Source organism: Cupriavidus phytohabitans (assembly GCF_017815025.1).
GTDB lineage: Bacteria > Pseudomonadota > Gammaproteobacteria > Burkholderiales > Burkholderiaceae > Cupriavidus.
On sequence record NZ_JAGIQB010000017.1, the window covers coordinates 102,534 to 118,293 of the forward strand.

Here is a 15,760-nt window from a genome sequence, read left to right on the forward strand (position 1 = left end):
ACGCAAGTGCTGCGCGCGTTGTAGGACTGCGCCCGCTGCACCTCGGCCCCATGCCCTCCATACAATGAAATCAGCATGCCACCGTGCCGGCGCACGGCGCGAACGAGCAAGGCGCAATCGAGGAGCGCAACGATGAGCAAGTCCAGCCCGAACCTGCCGCGCGTCAATCATCCGCCAGCGTCTGGCAGGCGTGCCAGCATATTGCACGCGTTTGACCGCTTCGCGGGTGGTGCCACGCGCCAGGCCGGCTCTCCCACTGCATTTGTGCTCGCGCTCGGCGTGGTGGCTGCCTGGGCCATCACCGGGCCTATGTTCGCGTTCTCCGAGACCTGGCAACTGGTCATCAACACCGGCACCACCATCGTCACCTTCCTGATGGTGTTCCTGATCCAGCAGAGCCAGAACAAGGACGCCGTCGCGGTTCACCTCAAGCTCAACGAGCTGCTGGCCTCGCACCGCGAAGCCAGCAACATGCTGGTCTCGATCGAAGACCTCGACGAGGAAGAGTTGCTGCAGCTGGCTACCTTCTACCGCCAGCTGGCCGAGCTGGCCGACAAGGAAAACGGGCTCAAGATGAGCCATTCGCTGGACGAGGCGCGCGAAAACCACGCGGCCAAGCAGAAGGCCCGCGCCTCGCGGCAGTACCGCCCGAAGGACGGCGGCAGCGGCGCCGATGCGCATGCCATTGCCGACGCCAGTCCATAAGCCGCAGCACCGGGCCGCGGCACGCATGCCGCGGTAGCGTCAACTTGTCGCGCCAACCAGGTCATCGAGCAAGGAGCCACCCCGTGTCCGATCCGAACAAGGCAAGCAAGCGCAGGCAGATGAGCCCGGCCGCCGCCGCATCACGCGCGGTCATGGTGTACGGCTGCGACGCACTGGGGCAACCGGACAGCCACCTTGGCACCACCATGGCCAATATCGCGCGCAAGGTGGCCGAGATCGCAGGGATCGGGTACGCCGGTGCCTACGATGATGCCGCGCCGGGACAGCCGCGGCCGTACCTGGTGCCCGCGCAGACGCTGGTCGGGCAGGATCTTGCCGCGCGCCTCGGCGTGCACGGGGAGGGCGACCTGTTCGGCGGCGTGGTGCCGTACGCGTTCGTTGCCACCAAGGCGATCACGCACGGGCTGGTCGAGCCGGGCGCGGCCGCGCCAGAAGGATGGAACGAGGCCTTCGTGCAGCGCGTGGTCGGCGCGACGCTGCCGGGCTTCACTGCGTTCACCCTCGCCGATGCGCGCACCGCCGGCATGCGCCTGCTGGCACTGGGCCCGGTGCGGCTGAAGGAGCCATGCGGCATCGGCGGGCTGGGCCAGTCCGTGGTCGACTGCGAGCGCGCGCTGGACGAAGCGCTTGCAGCCATGCCCGATGCCGTGGTCGAAGCGCATGGCATCGTGGTCGAGCGGGACCTGGACGCGCCGCAGACCTATAGCGTTGGCCAGGTGGAACTGGCCGGACTGCGCGCCAGCTATTGCGGCACGCAGGGACTGACGCAGAACAACAGTGGCCGGCAGGTCTATGGCGGCTCGACGCTGACGGTGGTGCGCGGCGGCTTCGACACGCTGCTGCGGCAGCCGTTCGAGGCGCGCACGCTGGCTGCGGTGCGCGCGGCGATGGTGTATCACGACGCCGCGCTGGCCTGCTATGACGGCATGTTGCTGACGCGCTGCAACTACGACGTGGCCTTCGGCCCGGCCGCGGGTCCCGGCGCCGACCGCGAGCAGGTGCTTGGCGGTGTGCTCGAGCAGTCGTGGCGCGTAGGCGGCGCCACCGGTGCCGAGCTGGCGGCACTGGCGGCGCTGCAGGATGATCCAGGCCGCACCCGGGTGGTGGCGTCCACGCGCGAGGTGTACGGCGCCAACGTGCACGTGCCCGCCGGCGCCGTGATCTATTTCCAGGGAGAGGACCGCCACGTCGGTCCCCTGACCAAGTACGCAAGACTGGAGCCCGATTCCCATGGCAACCCATGAAGAACTGCTGCAGATTCAAAGCGAGGGCGGCACCATTGCCGGCACCCTGATCAGTCCGCAGACGAGATTGCCCGGCGTGCTGTTCGTGCACGGCTGGGGCGGCAGCCAGCAGCAATACCTGGCGCGCGCGCGCAAGGTTGCGGGGCTGGGCTGCGTCTGCCTGACCTTCGACCTGACCGGCCACGCCGGCACCAGGTCGCAGTACGAGACCGTCACCCGCATGCGCAACCTGGCCGACGTGGTCGCCGCGTATGACACGCTGGTGCGGCAGCCGGAAGTCGATCGCAATGCCATCGCGGTGGTGGGCAGCAGCTACGGCGGCTACCTGGCGGCGCTGCTCAGCGCGATGCGCCCGGTGCGCTGGATGGGCTTCCGCGCGCCGGCGCTGTACATGGATTCCGGCTGGGAGCTGCCCAAGCGCCAGCTGCACCGTGAACAGGACCTGGTGGCGTACCGGCGCAGCGTGGTCCCGCCGGAAGACAACCGCGCGGTGCGCGCCTGCGCGGAATTCGGCGGCGACGTGCTGGTGATCGAATCCGAGCACGACCAGGTAGTCCCGCATGCCGCGGTGATGAGCTATGTCGACGCATGCGTGCATGCCAACTCGATGACCTACCGCGTGATCAAGGGCGCCGACCACGGGCTGACCGACGAGGAAAGCCAGCGCGCCTACAGCAGCCTGCTGGTCAACTGGCTGCGCGAGATGGTCACCGTGGCGCGCGCCGGCCCGGTCAGCGCCGACAGTGCCGTGGAGCCGAAGCCGCGGCCGGCGGCACCGGAGCCCGACGACGAGCTCGTCGCCATGGGCGGAGCGGTGCCGCCGCCGGCTGCCGGTTCCGCCGGCGCTCCGCCGGCCAGCGCCGAATAGTGCTGAGTGGCGCCCGCTGCCAGCACGCCGCCTGCATGGACAGCACCCTGCCCGCCACCGAGCCGGCCGCGGCGCTTGACGCCGTGCTGCGCGATGCCGGCCTGCGCTACGTCGATGACGGCAGCGCGGGTATCACACGGCGCCGCCAGGGCAGCGGCTTCAGCTATATCGGCCCCGATGGCCAGCGCGTGCGCGACGAAGCCACGCTGGCGCGCATCGCCGCGCTGGCGATCCCGCCGGCCTACGAGTCGGTGTGGATCTGCCCGGATGCGCGCGGCCACCTGCAGGCCACGGGGCGCGACGCGCGCGGGCGCAAGCAGTACGTCTACCACCCCGAATGGGCGGCACTGCGCGATTCAGACAAGTACGCGCGCCTGCCCGCCTTCGGCACGGTGCTGCCGCGGCTGCGCGCCCGCGCCGCGCGCGACCTGGGCCGCAACGGCATGCCGCGTGAAAAAGTCGTGGCGGCGGTGGTGGTGCTGCTCGATGCCACGCTGGTGCGCGTGGGCTCGCCGCGCTACGCGCAGCAAAACCGTACCTACGGCCTGACCACGCTGCGGCGCCGGCACGTGACCGTGCGCGGCAGCCGGCTGCGCTTCCAGTTCACCGGCAAGAGCGGCATCACTCACGACGTCTCGGTCAACGACCCGCGCCTGGCGCGCATCGTGCGCAACTGCGCCGACCTGCCGGGCCAGCGGCTGTTCAAGTATCGCGACAGCGACGGCGAGATCCGCGAGATCGGCTCGGCCGACGTCAATGCCTACCTGAAGGAGGCGACGGGGGGCGAATTTACCGCCAAGGATTTCCGCACCTGGGCCGGCAGCGTGCATGCGCTGTCGATCCTGCGCAAGCTGCCGCCGGCAGCCAGCGACACCGCACGCAAGAAGGCCGTGGCCGACGCAATCCGCGAGGTGGCGCACCAGCTGCGCAACACCATGGCGGTTTGCCGCAAGTGCTATGTGCACCCCGGCGTCATCGAGGCTTACCTGTGCGGTGTGCTCGAAGCCCGCGGAAGGGCCCCATCGGTGGCCAGGCTGCGTGCGGACGAAGCCCGCTTGCTGCGCCTGCTGGCCGCGGCGCGATAGCTGATAGCTGATAGCTGATAGCTGAGCGGGTATTCGGTGGGCGCCAGTTCGTGCGGGTGGCCATCCGGCATGCGCGTCAGCGAGGCAGCGGGCCGAGATAGCCGGGCAGCTCGCGCGCGCCATCGGCATGCGCCAGGCGGAACGCGCGCGCCAGTGCGGCGGCAAAGTGATGCGCCGTGTCGAACGGGCCCGGCACGTTGCGGCGGAAATAGTCAGCCCAGCGGAAATCCGGGTAGGCGGTCTTGACCTTGCGATAGCCGCCGGCCAGCTGCACGAACGCCTCCAGGCTGCGGTAGGGATCGTCGAGCATGTCGTGGATGGCCTCGGGCAGCTCGGTCAGCGGCCGGCGGCGGCCGTGCTCGTCATACGGGTGGACCAGGTGGTTGGCCACCATGTAGCGCCAGAACGCCGGCACGTCGAGATCGCTGACATCGGCGCGGACGACGCCGGGCACCTGGGTCAGGCCAAGGTCGTGCCAGGCACGCCCCCAGTGATGGTGGTCGACCACGTAGAGGCCTTGTTCCGGCCCGACCACCAGGTGGACGCGGTGCCGGTCCAGGAACGCAGCACGGTGCTCGGGTGGCACGCGGCGTGTCACGTGGACCTTTTGGGCCACGTGGTAGCCGCCGACAGTAATCTGGGTCGGGTGCAGCGCGTCCAGGGGCACCATCAGCTTGCTGCCGGGACGGAATTTGCGTGGTTGGCGCGGCATGTCGGCGCGGCGCGGCCCGACGCTTGGTCGCGCCGCGCCGCGCCGGATGGCTGGTTCAGCTCTTGTTCAGCGTGCGTTCCGGCGATGTGCCGGTGTCGCCCGCCATGCCGATGTCTTCGCCACCGACTTCCGAGCCGGCGGCCCAGGCCGAGCCCCGCGCGCCCTGGTCACCTTGCCCGCGTGCCACGCGCAGCCGGTTGTCGACCTCGGTCACGCCGAACACCGCGTCAGCGATTTCCTCGATGACATACTTCTCGCGGCGCTCGCGCACGGTGCCGTCCAGCGTGACCACGCCGTTGGCGACTTCCACGCTGACGTCGCCGACATCGATATACGGATTCATGGCGAGGCGCTCGCAGACATCCTCGCGCACGCGCTCATCCGAGCGGCGGTAGCCTTTGGGTCCGGTCATGCGCCGGCCCGCATGCTGCGCGGCCGCTTGCTGGCCGAAGGCCCGGCTGCGGCGGTAGCCGTAATCGTCCGGATAGACCCGCTGCCCCCCGCTGAACGACTGGCCGCCGCTGGCGGAATCGCCATAGTAGCCGCTGCCATAGCTCGGCTCGCCGCCGCGCTGGCTGCGGTCGCGCTCCATGCCTTCGCGCCAGTGCATGGCGCGGCCGCCACGCTCGCCACCGCCGCCCCGGTCGTCGCGCTCGCCGCCGCGGCCGCGCGGCCCGAAGCGGTCTTCGTCGCGGTAACCATAGCCCGATTCCCGCTCCTGGCTGCGATAGCCGCTGTCTTGCGCCGACGGACGGTAGCCGCCGTAGCTGCTGCTATAGGGATGGCCAGTACCGCCAGCATCCGAAGCGCCATAGCCCGGCTGGCCCCAGCGGCCGCGGCCTTGGCCGGCGGGCGTGTCCTGCTGGTACCACGGACCGCCGTGGCGCGCGGATTCGCCGCCGCGGGCCTCGCGCTGCTCTGCGCGCTCATCACCGCGCCAGTCTTCGCCCCACTCCTGGCCCCAGTCTTCCGAGCCGCTGCCCCGGCCCTCGTCGCGCCGGGCCTGGCCCTGATTGCCCCGGCGGCTGCCGCGGTCGTTGCGGAAGTTGAACATTGCTTGCCTCCTGGCTGAATGGTCCGGCTGGGCGCCGGGCCGTTGAAGTGCAGCGGTTTCCGCAGTGGAAAAGCCGCAACCGGAAAGCCGCAAAAACCGTGCCCCTTCGCTACCGCGCCGGCACGCCGCGGCGCGCGCTGCGGCGCTGTAAGGATTGCCGGGCGATGTAACGGTTACGGGCGGCTGCCACGTCACCGCAGTTGGCGGGACGCGCCGCCGCGGCAGCATGCCGGGCGCATCCCAGCGGCATGGAACTTGCGCGGCACGCGCAGGGGCCGGCGTGCCCTCCACAGACAGGAGTCAGCCATGTCCACACCGAAGAGCGTTCCACCCCAGCACCAGGATCGCCAACCCGGGCTGGAAGCACCCATGCGGCCGCAGCCGGACAGCGGCGCGGACGACTACGTCGGCAGCGGCCGCCTGCAAGGGCGCGTGGCGCTGATCACCGGCGGCGACAGCGGCATCGGCCGCGCCATCGCGGTGGCCTTCGCGCGCGAAGGCGCCGACATTGCCATCGCCTACCTCGACGAGCATGCCGACGCCCGCGAAACCGTCGAACTGGTCGAAGCCTCCGGACGCAAGTGCCTCGCGGTCGCGGGCGATCTGGCCGACTGCAGCCATGCCGAAGGGGTTGCCCGCCAGACGCTGCACCAATACGGCAAGCTCGATATCCTGGTCAACAACGCTGCCGAGCAGCATCCCGAGAAATCCCTGGAAGACGTCGACGAAAGCCAGGTCGAGGCCACCTTCCGCACCAATGTCTTTGCCATGTTCCACCTCACACGCGCGGTGCTGCCCCACATGAAGCCGGGCGCGTCGATCCTGAACACCACGTCGGTGACGGCGTACCGTGGCAGCAAGCACCTGCTCGACTATTCGGCGACCAAGGGCGCGATCGTGTCGTTCACGCGTTCGCTCGCGCTGCAGGTGGTCGACCGCGGCATCCGCGTCAATGGTGTAGCGCCGGGCCCGATCTGGACGCCGTTGATCCCGTCCACCTTTACGGCGGAGGAAGTTGCAGAGTTCGGCAAGAAGACGCCAATGGGCCGGCCGGGGCAGCCGTTCGAAGTGGCAGCGGGCTTCGTATTCCTGGCCTCGGATGCGGCCAGCTATATCACGGGGCAGATCCTGCACATCAACGGCGGCGAGGTCGTCAACGGCTGAGCGGGCGGCGCCGCGCGCACCGCCGCACAAGCCGCGCATGTAGTTCGGGCGCCGCGCTTGCAAAAATTGCACGTGCCGCGCGCTGCCACGGACGCCATCGTGCAGGTCCGGCGCGGGCGTGGCTCTTGCAAGCGGCCTTGAAAAGTACCGCATCCATTCATCGATACCAGGGAGCCACCATGTCACCGATCGTAGCGGGTCGCTTCGACTCCATCGCCAGCGCCGAAGACGCGGCGCGGATCTTGTTCGCGCGGGGTTTTTCGGTATGGGACGTTTCCATCATGTCGGTCCGGCCGCCAGGCGAGGCGGAGGCCGGGACAAATGACGATGCCCGCGCCGATGACAGCGCCGATGACAGCGCCGCCAACGTGATGCTGGCTGCCTGCGTCGGCAATGGCCTGTCGTCGGTCGCGATCGACGTGCTGCGCGAAGCCGGCGCGAGCCACCTGGAGCGCGCGCAGGGCCGCTGGGAATGCGGCCAGTGGACCGACTTCGACGCGAACGTGCACGGCGAGCCGGTGCAGGGGGGCGAGGGCGAGTACTGGCCGCGGCCACTGGCACGGGAATCGGTAGCCGAGCAATCCACCGGCAACGAGGATCCTGGCAGCGAACTCGAGCATTTCGTCAACCAGAAGCGTGTCGAACACGACTGAACGGCGCGGCCGCGCCAGCGCCAGGAACGGCAATGCCATTGCGGAACTGGCGCGGCTGCGTCCCACGCAGCTCACGCTGGGCTATGCCCATGTCAGGGACAAGATGGAAGTCACGCAGCGCCACGCGGACCCCAACGACCGCGCGGCGCTGCGGCGCTTCATGCGCAGGCATCGCATCAAGACCGTGGCGGGCCCCGGCGGCAGCCTCTATATCGTCGACCATCATCACTGGGCGCGGGCCTGGCTGGCGCTGGGATACCAGTGGGGGCCGGTGCGCATCCTGCACGACCTGAGCGCACTGAGCCCGTCCGCGTTCTGGAAGCGCATGCGCCGGCTCGGCCACGTCCACCCGTACGACGAGCACGGCAAGCTCCACGGTCCCAAGGCGCTGCCGCCCACCGTGATGGGCATGCGCGACGATCCGTACCGCAGCCTGGCAGCGTTTGCGCGCGCGGCCGGCGCCTACCGCAAGCCGGCCGGGGCGTATGGGGATTTCTGCTGGGCCGGCTTCCTGCGCGATCGGGTGCGGCAGGACCTCGACAGCATCGCGGGCTTCGGGCTGGCGCTGTCGGAATCGATCAAGCTGGCGCGCAGCAGCAAGGCCAGGCGGCTGCCGGGATTTTGCGGCGGGCCGGCAAACAACGAGTAAGGGAAGGACTGAAGGACTAAACGAACGACTAAACGAACGGCGCGCCGTTCCCGCGCCAGCGGGAACGACGGGAGGAAGGGGAACGCCTCAGCGCTCCGATTTGTGCTTCGGCAGTTTCCTGGTCTTGGTCGATGCCATCTTGTCGAGTTCTTTTTCGCTCATCGACTTGTACATCGAGCGCGAGGCGCCCTTCAGCGATCCGACCTTCGTATCCCCGCGCTTGGCGGAGAGCGCCGCTCCCGCGGCCTGCTGTTGCGCCTTTGATCTGGCTGGCATGTCAGTCTCCTTGGAGGGTGGCAGAAAAGATGGGGTGGCGGAAAAACGGGCAACGCGGCCGCGGCCCCGGCATGGGCGGCAACGCCGCAGCGATGCCGCCCATGCCGGGGCCTGCTGGCCGCTACCGCCTGCTGGCCGGCCGGAACGCTATATCCGGCCGAGAACCACGAGCAGCAGCACGATCAGGACGATCAGGCCCAGGCCGCCGCTTGGCCAGTAGCCCCAGCCGGAACTGTACGGCCAGGCCGGCAGGGCACCCAGTAGCAGCAGGACAAGAATGATCAGAAGGATAGTGCCGATTCCCATGGTGTGCTCCTTGTTCGTGGATCGGGGACGCCGGGGCTTCCGTACCGAAGCGGCCGCGCATCTGAAAGGCCACTGCTCAAGGTTCAGCCTATGCCAAGCCTCGCCCGCATCCTTCCGGGCAGGGGCTGATATCGGTGTAGGAATCGGACGACTCTCGGTGCGCTGCGAGTGGCTTTGGCGCCCTGCACAACGGCTCGCGCAGCACATTGGCGCAGGCGTGGCCGCGCGCTCAGCCCGCCTCGGTCAGGCCATGCTCGACCGCGTAGACCGCCACCTGCACGCGGCTGGCGAGGTTGAGCTTCTTCAGGATGTTCTGCACGTGGATCTTCACCGTGCTTTCGGCCACGCCGAGATCGCGCGCGATTTCCTTGTTGCTTTCGCCGCGCGCCAGCCCCTGCACGATCTCGCGCTCGCGCGCGGTCAGGCGCGGCGCGTCGTCGTGGCGCGGTGCGGCGGCAGGCGCCGGCGTGCGGAACTGCGCCACCAGCTTGGCCGTCATGCTGTCGGAAATCACCGGCTCGCCCGCCGCGGCGCGGCGGATGCCAGCGATCAGCGCCTCGGTCTCGATGTTCTTGATCAGGTAGCCGCGCGCACCGCTGCGCAGCGCGGCGGCCAGCTCCTCGGCTTCCTCGGACACCGTCAGCACGATCACCGCGGTCTGCGGCAGGTCTTCCACCAGCAGCTGCAGCGCCTCCAGCCCCGACAGGCCGGGCATGTTGAGGTCCAGCAGAATCACGTCGGGCCGATGCTGCTTGGCGCGCTTGATGCCCTCCACGCCATCGGCGGCTTCGTCGACGATCTCGAAATCGGACTGGCGCTGCAGCAGCGCGCGGATGCCGGAGCGGAACAAGGTGTGGTCGTCGATCAGCAGGATGCGAATGGTCATGGCTGGGTCTCGGTGGTCTGTGGGGCGCGGCGCGGCAGCACCAGCTCGATGCGCACGCCGCGGCCGGGGGCCGCCTGCACGTGCAGCTGCGCGTCAAGGCGCGCGGCGCGCTCGCGCATGATGTTCAGGCCGATATGCGCATCGGCGCGCGTGGCGAGTTCTGCGGGATCGAAGCCTTCGCCGTCGTCTTCCACCACCAGGCGGAAGTCGCGGCCGTGGCTGAGCGCCACCGTCACGTGCGCGGCCAGCGCGTGCTTGCGCACGTTGGAGAGCGCTTCCTGCAGGATGAAGAGCACCTGCAGCTGTTGTTCCGGCGCCAGCGGCCGGCCACCCGCGCCGATGCCGTCAGCGTGCTCGTCGATGGTGAGCGTGGCTTCGGTGCGGCACTGGCGGCGGAAGCGCGCCACGGTGTCTTCCACTGCCGGGCGCAGCTCGCCGCCGCCCAGGCGCGAGCGGAAATTATTGAGCAGCTCGCGCACGTCCTGGTAGCTCTCCTCCACGCCGTGGCGCAGCATCGGCACAATCTCGCGGCTCTCGGCCAGGTCGTCGCGCGCGACCGCGGCGTCAAGCAGCTGCACCTGCAGGTTCAGGTAGTTCAGGCCCTGCGCGATGCTGTCGTGCAGGCCCTGCGCCACCAGGTTGCGTTCCTCCACCACCGCCAGCTGGCGCGCCGTCGCCGACAGCCGCAAGTGCTCCAGCGCCGTGCCCAGGTGCTGGCCCAGCGTTTCGAGCAGTTGCCGGTCGGAGGCGGGCAGCGCACGCGGGCTGCGGAAATGCAGCGCGAACACCCCGGTGGCGCCGCGCTGGCTTTCGATGCGGAACGCCGCCAGCGCCCGGAAGCCGTTGCGCGCGCACGGCGCGCCGTCCGGGTCCCCGGCGCGATGCAAGCCGCGCAGGTCGGCGATCGTGACCACCGCTTCGCGCGTGGCCTCCCCGCAGTGGCAGGCGTCAGTGGCGGCGCAGGACGCGGCTTCGGCCAGCGCCGCGGGCAGGCCAGCGCTGGCCAGCAGGTGCATGCGGCCGTGGCGCGGGTCGAGCACGCGCACGCTGCCACCTTCCGCGTCGAACTGGCGCATCACGCGCGCCAGGAAGCCGCGCGCCATGGTGTCGGCGTCGCTGGCCTGGTTCAGGAACGCCGCGATGTCGTACAGCGTTTCCAGGTCGCGGTTCTGCCGTTCCAGCTCGGCGGTCTTCTGTGCCACGCGCGCCTCCAGGTCGCGGTACAGGCCCTGCAGCTCGCCGGCCATGCGGTTGAAGCCTTCGCTGAGGGTGCCGAACTCGTCGCGGGTCTCCACCGGCAGGCGCAGCGAGAACTCGCGCGCGGCCATGCGCCGCAGGCCGTCCTGCAGCCGCAGCACCGGCAGGATGATCCACAGGTAGAGCAGGTAGATCACGGCCACTGTGCCCACGCAGGCCATCAGCGCCAACGCCGTCTGCGACAGGCGCAGCAGGTCGGTCTTGCTCGCGCTGTCGTGCTCGATCATGCCGACCAGCGTGTCGGCCTGCGCCACGAAGCCAGGCAGCGCGGCGATATAGCGCGCCGGCGCGGTGCTGTCGGTGCCGGCCATGGCGATCGGGCGCAGCCGGGTATGCCAGTCCTGCGTCACGCGCGCGAGCTGGGCGTGGATGGCGGGTTCGTCGGGCAGGAACAGCGGGCGCGACGGGTTGCCGCGGCGCAGCTGCGCCAGCGTGCCGTCCAGCGCCTGCACCTGCATCGCCAGCGCGTTGCCACGCTGCGCGTGCGCCAGCGTCAGCTCGATCGCGACCCGGTTGGCGCGCATGCGCAGGCTGCCGGCGTCATTGATCGCCGCGCCCGCGCCTTCGAGCTTCCAGGACAGCCACAGCGTGCCGGAGATCATGCCGAGCACCACCAGCAGCACGGCCAGTGACAGCGAGATGATGCGCGTGGACAGGCGATGGCGCAGCGGGGTGGCGGCCTGCGCTTCGGCCGGGGGATCGGCCAGATCGGTGTAGGGCATGGTTCGGTATCGGGGGCTACCTGTCAGGGGAACGCCGGCGTGCTGTCAGCCGCGCGCGCGTCTGGAAGGCAATTCTCCGCGTGACAGGCGCCGCACTACCTGCGCCAGATCAACAAAACGCGAGGCCGGCCAGTTCGCATGTGCGCCCGGGGCCGCATTGCGCGTTCGCAGTCAACCGGGATGGTGATGAATACGGCGCTATTGACATATCACGTTGTGATAGATCGACAGGCTGGCGCTCTTACACCGGCTATTGGCGCCCGACTTATCCCCGATCAAATCCCCACGCCGGGCGGCGCCCTAGCATCCGGTCAATACCGGTCCGGAGAATCCACACCATGTCTGATGGCATCGACACCCTGGTGCAGCAGCACCGCAGTTGCGACGCCGCGCTGGCACGCCTGGAAGGCGCGCTGCGCGAGGCCGACTGGACAGAGGCAGCGGCGGCCTTCGCCGAGCTGGAGGCGGCGCTGGCCGGCAACTTCGGCGCGGAAGAGGCACGGCTGTTCCCCGCCTTCGAGCAGGCCACCGGCATGGCCGGCGGCCCGACTGCCGTGATGCGCCACGAACACGACGAAGTGCGCGCGCTGGTGGACAACGTGCGCGAATGGCTGTCGCTGCGCGACGCCAATGCGCTCGCGGCCGAGACCGACACGCTGATGGTGCTGCTGCAGCAGCACAACATCAAGGAAGAGAACGTGCTGTTCCCGATGTGCCGCGCGCATGTGCCGGGTCTTGATGCCGTGCTCGACGGCATTGCCTAGCGCTGGCGAAGGCAGGGCAACCGAGATGAAGGCCGCCAACCTCGACTACGAGCGCGCGCCGCGTCCCGCGGTGGTGTTCGGTTGCCTGGTCCCGGCGCCATGGCTGGGCGCCGTGGCAGGGCTGCTGCTCGCGGCAGGGCCCGCCGATGGCTTGCCTGACCGCTTTGCGCCGCTGGCGCTGGTCGCGGTCCATGTGCTCGCGCTGGGCATGCTGATGCCGGTGATGGTGGGCGCGTTGTTCCAGATGATGCCGGTGGTGGCGGGCGTGGCCGTGCCGGGTGCCGGCGTGCTGGCACCGTTTGTCGCCGTGGCCGGGGCCGGCGTGGCCGCCGGCCTGGGCTTCGGGCTGCTCGGCGGCAGCCCGGGCGGCATGCATGCAGCGGCGGGGGCAGGCGTGCTGCTGTTGCTGGCCGGTGCGTTGCTGCTGGCGGCGGGGTGGCGTGTGGCCGCGGTCGACGCCACCACGCGCACGCTGGCCGGCATCGGCGCGCCGCTGCTGGCGGCGGTGCTGTGCGGCATCGCGCTGGCCGGCACCTTCGGCGGCTGGTGGCAGGTGCCGGTGGCGCCGGTGCTCGGCATCCATATGGCCTGGGCGCTGGGCGGCTGGCTGGCGGCACTGGTGACCGGAGTGGCCACGACCGTATTGCCGATGTTCTGGCAGACGCGGCGCCTGCCGGCGGCATTCGCGCGCGGGCTGCCGATGGCGCACTGGGTGCCGCTGGCGCTGTTCAGCGGCGCAACCCTGCTCTGGCCCGGGCAGCCTGCCCTGGGCCAGGCGGTGCTGCTGGCGTGGCTGGCGTTCGTCGCCGTGGTGGCCGCCGTCGGCCTGGCTGGCACGCTGCGCGCGCGGCGCCGCCAGGATCCGCTGTGGCCGCTGTGGCCGGTGGCCTGCGCCAGCATGCTGGGCGCTGCCGTGGTGGGGGCGGCGGCGATCGTGTGGCCCGCAGCGGATGCGCCGCTGGCGTGGTGGGCCGGCACCATGGCGCTCATTGGCACCGGCGTGCTGCCGGTCACGGCGATGCTCGGCAAGATCGTGCCGTTCCTGGTCTGGCTGCATTTGCGCCGGCTGCTGCCGCCGCGCGCGCGCGTGCCGGCCATGCAGGCCATCATCGTGCCCGACCGGCAGCGCCGCCAGGCGTGGCTGCTGCTGGCGGCCTACCTGCTGCTGCTGGCGCTGCCGCTGGCGCCGGTGGCACTGGCGCGCGCCGCCGGCCTGGTGCTCGCCGCGGCCAATGCCTGGCTGGGCTGGCAATTGTTGTCCGCGTTGCGCTGCATGCGGCAGATGCGCCGCCGTGGCGGCCTGCCGCCGCGTCATGCGGCCTGGAATGCTGAAGGCAGTCATGCCGAAGGAGGTCATCACCATGGGTGAAGCCATCAACCTGGAAGCCCTGTCTTTGTTCCGCGGCGTCGACGCAGCCGTGGTGGCGCAACTGCGCGCGGCGGCAACGCTGCGCTGCCTGCGCAAGGGCGAATACCTGTTCCGCGGCGGCGAGGCGTGCGCCGGCCTCTATATCGTGGTGGAAGGCCTACTCAAGCTGGCGCTGCAGCCGCCGGCCGGCGACGAGTCCACCGGCGAGCGCGCCATCGAGGTCTTCGGCCCGGGCGCGGCCTTCGGCGAAGACCTGCTCTGCCTGGACGTGCCGGGCCGCATGGCCTGCCAGGCGCAGACGCGCACGCTGGTGCTGCAGATCGGCAAGGCGGCGCTGTGGCAGGCCGTCATGCAGGAGCCGCTGCTTGCGGCGCAGTTGCTGCGCAACCTGTCGGGCCGGCTGCATGGGCTGATGCGCGATATCGAGGCGATCAGCCTGCAGAGCGCGCTGCAGCGCGTGGCGGGCTTCCTGCGCGAGCAGGCGTTTGCCACGCGGCGCACCTGGCTGGCCTGCACGCAGCGCGTGATCGCGTCCAAGCTGGGGATTACGCCCGAGACCCTGTCGCGCGTGATGCACAGGTTCTGCGCCGAGCGGCTGGTGCGGATCGAGCGCGGCAAGATCTACCTGATCGATCCGGATGGGTTGGCGCGCCAGGCCGGCGCGGGCGAACTGGCGGTGGCCTGACGCCCGGTCGGGGAGTCAGGCGGCGCGTGCCGGCGAACCGGCACGCGGCAGGCAGGTTCAGGCCGTAGCGGCCACCTTGGCAGGGACCAGCGCCGCTGGCTTTTCCCCTGTCATCAGGTAGTGGATCAGCTCGGCCACCGGGCGGATCGCCTCGCCGAACGGCAGCGCGCCCTTGCCGCGGAAGAACAGCCCGCGTTCCACGTCGCCACGCACCGCCTGCGCCAGCTTGAGGTCGATGCAGAACTGGCCAATGCGCCCGATGCCGTCGCGCAGGCCGCACGATTGCAGGCAATCGAACCCTTCCAGGCACTCGCGTACCTTGGCGCGGCGCTGCAGCCTGGCCTCGCTCGACAGGTAGCGCGACAGCCATGGCGTCAGCACTGCGCGCGCCGGCAGCCCGGCCACGCTGGTGAACTCGCGCAGCGTCTCGGGCCGCGCCGTGGCCAGCACCTGCTTGAAGGCCGGATGCGCATCGCATTCCTCGGTGACGGCAAAGGCGGTGCCGAGCTGCACCGCGGCGGCGCCCTCGTTGAGCCAGTGCCGCACCTTGGCATGGCTGTCGATGCCACCGGCGAGGATCAGCGGGATGCTGTCCCATGCCAGCCCCAGCGACTGGAACAGCTCGCGGCATTCGGCCAGCACGCGCGAGAACGAGAAGCGCGGCTCGGACAGGTCCTGGATCGTGGCGGCGCCAAGGTGGCCGCCGGCATGGGCGGGGTGCTCGACCACGATGGCATCGGGCAGCCGGCCCTTCTTCATCCAGCGGCGCAGCACCAGGCCGATGCCGCGCGACTCGGACAGGATCGGGATCAGCGCCACCCTGGGGTGGCCGGCGGCCAGCTCGGGCAGGTCCAGCGGCAGTCCGGCGCCCATCACGATGGCATCGGCGCCGCTTTCGCACGCCTGGCGCACCAGCGAGGCGTGCGAGCCCACCGCCTTCATCACGTTGACCGCGATCAGCCCGCGGCCTTCCGACAGCGTGCGCGCGGCGCGGATCTCGCGGTCGAGCGCCTCCAGGTTGGCGGCTTCGATGGCCGCCTTGTCGCGCCCGCCGCGGGTGCGCGCCATCAGGTCGGGGTGGTGGTGGCGCAGGTCGATGCTGGCGATGGTGCCCACGCCGTTCTCGCGTGCCACTGCGCCGGCAAGCCGGTGCGCCGAGATGCCGATGCCCATGCCGCCCTGCACGATGGGCAACAGGCGGCGGCCGGCCAGCTTCAGCCAGTGTTCGTTCATAAATGGGATCTCCGGAAGGTAAGTCGCGTGTGGCCGGCAGCCGGCCTGGCGCGGGGGGTGACTGGCGAAGCGTGGCACAGCGGAAAGACCCTGCGTTTGCCGCAGGT

At 70.2% G+C, this 15,760-nt stretch carries 17 protein-coding genes; 10 read left to right on the top strand and 7 right to left on the bottom strand.

The window, feature by feature from the left end:
* The first annotated feature begins 132 nt into the window (after positions 1-132).
* The 4 genes from J8I34_RS14225 to J8I34_RS14240 all read left to right on the top strand — a co-directional run bounded on the left by J8I34_RS14225 (position 133) and on the right by J8I34_RS14240 (position 3,923).
* Positions 133-705, top strand: coding sequence for a low affinity iron permease family protein (locus J8I34_RS14225; protein ID WP_029045301.1), 573 nt, complete (start codon positions 133-135; stop codon positions 703-705).
* A gap of 83 nt (positions 706-788) precedes the next feature.
* On the top strand, positions 789-1,970 hold the full coding sequence (locus J8I34_RS14230; protein WP_029045302.1) for a DUF3182 family protein: 1,182 nt from the start codon (positions 789-791) through the stop codon (positions 1,968-1,970).
* Positions 1,957-2,838 carry an alpha/beta hydrolase family protein gene (locus J8I34_RS14235; protein ID WP_035876786.1) on the top strand — a complete coding sequence of 294 codons (882 nt, stop codon included), beginning with the start codon at positions 1,957-1,959 and terminating at the stop codon, positions 2,836-2,838. The genes J8I34_RS14230 and J8I34_RS14235 overlap by 14 nt, the downstream gene beginning before the upstream one ends.
* Positions 2,839-2,873: 35 nt before the next feature.
* Positions 2,874-3,923, top strand: a complete 1,050-nt coding sequence (locus J8I34_RS14240) for a DNA topoisomerase IB (protein WP_209806306.1) — start codon at positions 2,874-2,876, stop codon at positions 3,921-3,923.
* A gap of 76 nt (positions 3,924-3,999) precedes the next feature.
* On the opposite strand, the gene J8I34_RS14245 is transcribed toward J8I34_RS14240, so the two are convergent.
* Both J8I34_RS14245 and J8I34_RS14250 read right to left on the bottom strand, forming a co-directional pair.
* The gene (locus tag J8I34_RS14245; protein ID WP_209806307.1) at positions 4,000-4,635 is read right to left on the bottom strand and encodes a ParB-like protein; all 636 of its coding nucleotides are present in this window, start codon (positions 4,633-4,635) and stop codon (positions 4,000-4,002) included.
* A gap of 55 nt (positions 4,636-4,690) precedes the next feature.
* Positions 4,691-5,689 (bottom strand): BON domain-containing protein, encoded by a 999-nt coding sequence (locus tag J8I34_RS14250; protein ID WP_029045305.1) that lies wholly within the window; start codon positions 5,687-5,689, stop codon positions 4,691-4,693.
* Between the two features lie 306 nt (positions 5,690-5,995).
* Between J8I34_RS14250 and J8I34_RS14255 the strand changes: the two genes are divergently transcribed.
* From J8I34_RS14255 to J8I34_RS14265, 3 genes are all read left to right on the top strand, one after another.
* Positions 5,996-6,853, top strand: a complete 858-nt coding sequence (locus J8I34_RS14255; RefSeq protein ID WP_209806308.1) for an SDR family oxidoreductase — start codon at positions 5,996-5,998, stop codon at positions 6,851-6,853.
* A gap of 179 nt (positions 6,854-7,032) precedes the next feature.
* Positions 7,033-7,506, top strand: coding sequence for a hypothetical protein (locus tag J8I34_RS14260; RefSeq protein ID WP_209806309.1), 474 nt, complete (start codon positions 7,033-7,035; stop codon positions 7,504-7,506).
* On the top strand, positions 7,490-8,155 hold the full coding sequence (locus J8I34_RS14265) for a ParB-like protein (RefSeq protein WP_051320325.1): 666 nt from the start codon (positions 7,490-7,492) through the stop codon (positions 8,153-8,155). Before J8I34_RS14260 ends, J8I34_RS14265 begins: the two co-directional genes overlap by 17 nt.
* Positions 8,156-8,242: 87 nt before the next feature.
* Here the strand turns inward: J8I34_RS14265 and J8I34_RS14270 are convergent, their stop codons facing one another.
* The 4 genes from J8I34_RS14270 to J8I34_RS14285 form a co-directional block, all read right to left on the bottom strand.
* The gene (locus J8I34_RS14270) at positions 8,243-8,431 is read right to left on the bottom strand and encodes a DUF3008 family protein (RefSeq protein ID WP_029045309.1); all 189 of its coding nucleotides are present in this window, start codon (positions 8,429-8,431) and stop codon (positions 8,243-8,245) included.
* A gap of 147 nt (positions 8,432-8,578) precedes the next feature.
* Entirely contained in the window at positions 8,579-8,737 is a 159-nt protein-coding gene (locus J8I34_RS14275; RefSeq protein WP_084254457.1) for a DUF3309 family protein, read from the bottom strand.
* Positions 8,738-8,966: 229 nt separating this feature from the next.
* On the bottom strand, positions 8,967-9,623 hold the full coding sequence (locus tag J8I34_RS14280; RefSeq protein ID WP_029045310.1) for a response regulator: 657 nt from the start codon (positions 9,621-9,623) through the stop codon (positions 8,967-8,969).
* Positions 9,620-11,602: a type IV pili methyl-accepting chemotaxis transducer N-terminal domain-containing protein gene (locus tag J8I34_RS14285; protein ID WP_209771144.1), complete on the bottom strand. Its 1,983-nt coding sequence runs from the start codon at positions 11,600-11,602 to the stop codon at positions 9,620-9,622. Before J8I34_RS14285 ends, J8I34_RS14280 begins: the two co-directional genes overlap by 4 nt.
* 338 nt (positions 11,603-11,940) lie before the next feature.
* Between J8I34_RS14285 and J8I34_RS14290 the strand changes: the two genes are divergently transcribed.
* The 3 genes from J8I34_RS14290 to J8I34_RS14300 are packed head-to-tail and all read left to right on the top strand — an operon-like array spanning position 11,941 to position 14,420.
* Entirely contained in the window at positions 11,941-12,366 is a 426-nt protein-coding gene (locus J8I34_RS14290) for a hemerythrin domain-containing protein (RefSeq protein WP_029045312.1), read from the top strand.
* 25 nt (positions 12,367-12,391) lie between these two features.
* Complete coding sequence (locus J8I34_RS14295) at positions 12,392-13,735, top strand: hypothetical protein (RefSeq protein ID WP_209806310.1); 1,344 nt, start codon at positions 12,392-12,394, stop codon at positions 13,733-13,735.
* Positions 13,707-14,420, top strand: coding sequence for a Crp/Fnr family transcriptional regulator (locus tag J8I34_RS14300; RefSeq protein ID WP_051320328.1), 714 nt, complete (start codon positions 13,707-13,709; stop codon positions 14,418-14,420). The genes J8I34_RS14295 and J8I34_RS14300 overlap by 29 nt, the downstream gene beginning before the upstream one ends.
* A gap of 57 nt (positions 14,421-14,477) precedes the next feature.
* Here the strand turns inward: J8I34_RS14300 and J8I34_RS14305 are convergent, their stop codons facing one another.
* Complete coding sequence (locus J8I34_RS14305; RefSeq protein WP_209771172.1) at positions 14,478-15,653, bottom strand: NAD(P)H-dependent flavin oxidoreductase; 1,176 nt, start codon at positions 15,651-15,653, stop codon at positions 14,478-14,480.
* Positions 15,654-15,760 lie beyond the last annotated feature (107 nt).

What these genes read in the sequence shown, in the direction of transcription:
- J8I34_RS14295 (WP_209806310.1), top strand. Translation starts at nt 12,392, where the DNA reads ATGAAGGCCGCCAACCTCGACTACGAGCGCGCGCCGCGTCCCGCGGTG.
- J8I34_RS14300 (WP_051320328.1), top strand. Translation starts at nt 13,707, where the DNA reads ATGCCGAAGGAGGTCATCACCATGGGTGAAGCCATCAACCTGGAAGCC.
- J8I34_RS14285 (WP_209771144.1), bottom strand. Translation starts at nt 11,602, where the DNA reads ATGCCCTACACCGATCTGGCCGATCCCCCGGCCGAAGCGCAGGCCGCC.
- J8I34_RS14240 (WP_209806306.1), top strand. Translation starts at nt 2,874, where the DNA reads ATGGACAGCACCCTGCCCGCCACCGAGCCGGCCGCGGCGCTTGACGCC.
- J8I34_RS14250 (WP_029045305.1), bottom strand. Translation starts at nt 5,689, where the DNA reads ATGTTCAACTTCCGCAACGACCGCGGCAGCCGCCGGGGCAATCAGGGC.
- J8I34_RS14225 (WP_029045301.1), top strand. Translation starts at nt 133, where the DNA reads ATGAGCAAGTCCAGCCCGAACCTGCCGCGCGTCAATCATCCGCCAGCG.
- J8I34_RS14290 (WP_029045312.1), top strand. Translation starts at nt 11,941, where the DNA reads ATGTCTGATGGCATCGACACCCTGGTGCAGCAGCACCGCAGTTGCGAC.
- J8I34_RS14255 (WP_209806308.1), top strand. Translation starts at nt 5,996, where the DNA reads ATGTCCACACCGAAGAGCGTTCCACCCCAGCACCAGGATCGCCAACCC.
- J8I34_RS14280 (WP_029045310.1), bottom strand. Translation starts at nt 9,623, where the DNA reads ATGACCATTCGCATCCTGCTGATCGACGACCACACCTTGTTCCGCTCC.
- J8I34_RS14235 (WP_035876786.1), top strand. Translation starts at nt 1,957, where the DNA reads ATGGCAACCCATGAAGAACTGCTGCAGATTCAAAGCGAGGGCGGCACC.
- J8I34_RS14270 (WP_029045309.1), bottom strand. Translation starts at nt 8,431, where the DNA reads ATGCCAGCCAGATCAAAGGCGCAACAGCAGGCCGCGGGAGCGGCGCTC.
- J8I34_RS14275 (WP_084254457.1), bottom strand. Translation starts at nt 8,737, where the DNA reads ATGGGAATCGGCACTATCCTTCTGATCATTCTTGTCCTGCTGCTACTG.
- J8I34_RS14305 (WP_209771172.1), bottom strand. Translation starts at nt 15,653, where the DNA reads ATGAACGAACACTGGCTGAAGCTGGCCGGCCGCCGCCTGTTGCCCATC.
- J8I34_RS14260 (WP_209806309.1), top strand. Translation starts at nt 7,033, where the DNA reads ATGTCACCGATCGTAGCGGGTCGCTTCGACTCCATCGCCAGCGCCGAA.
- J8I34_RS14245 (WP_209806307.1), bottom strand. Translation starts at nt 4,635, where the DNA reads ATGCCGCGCCAACCACGCAAATTCCGTCCCGGCAGCAAGCTGATGGTG.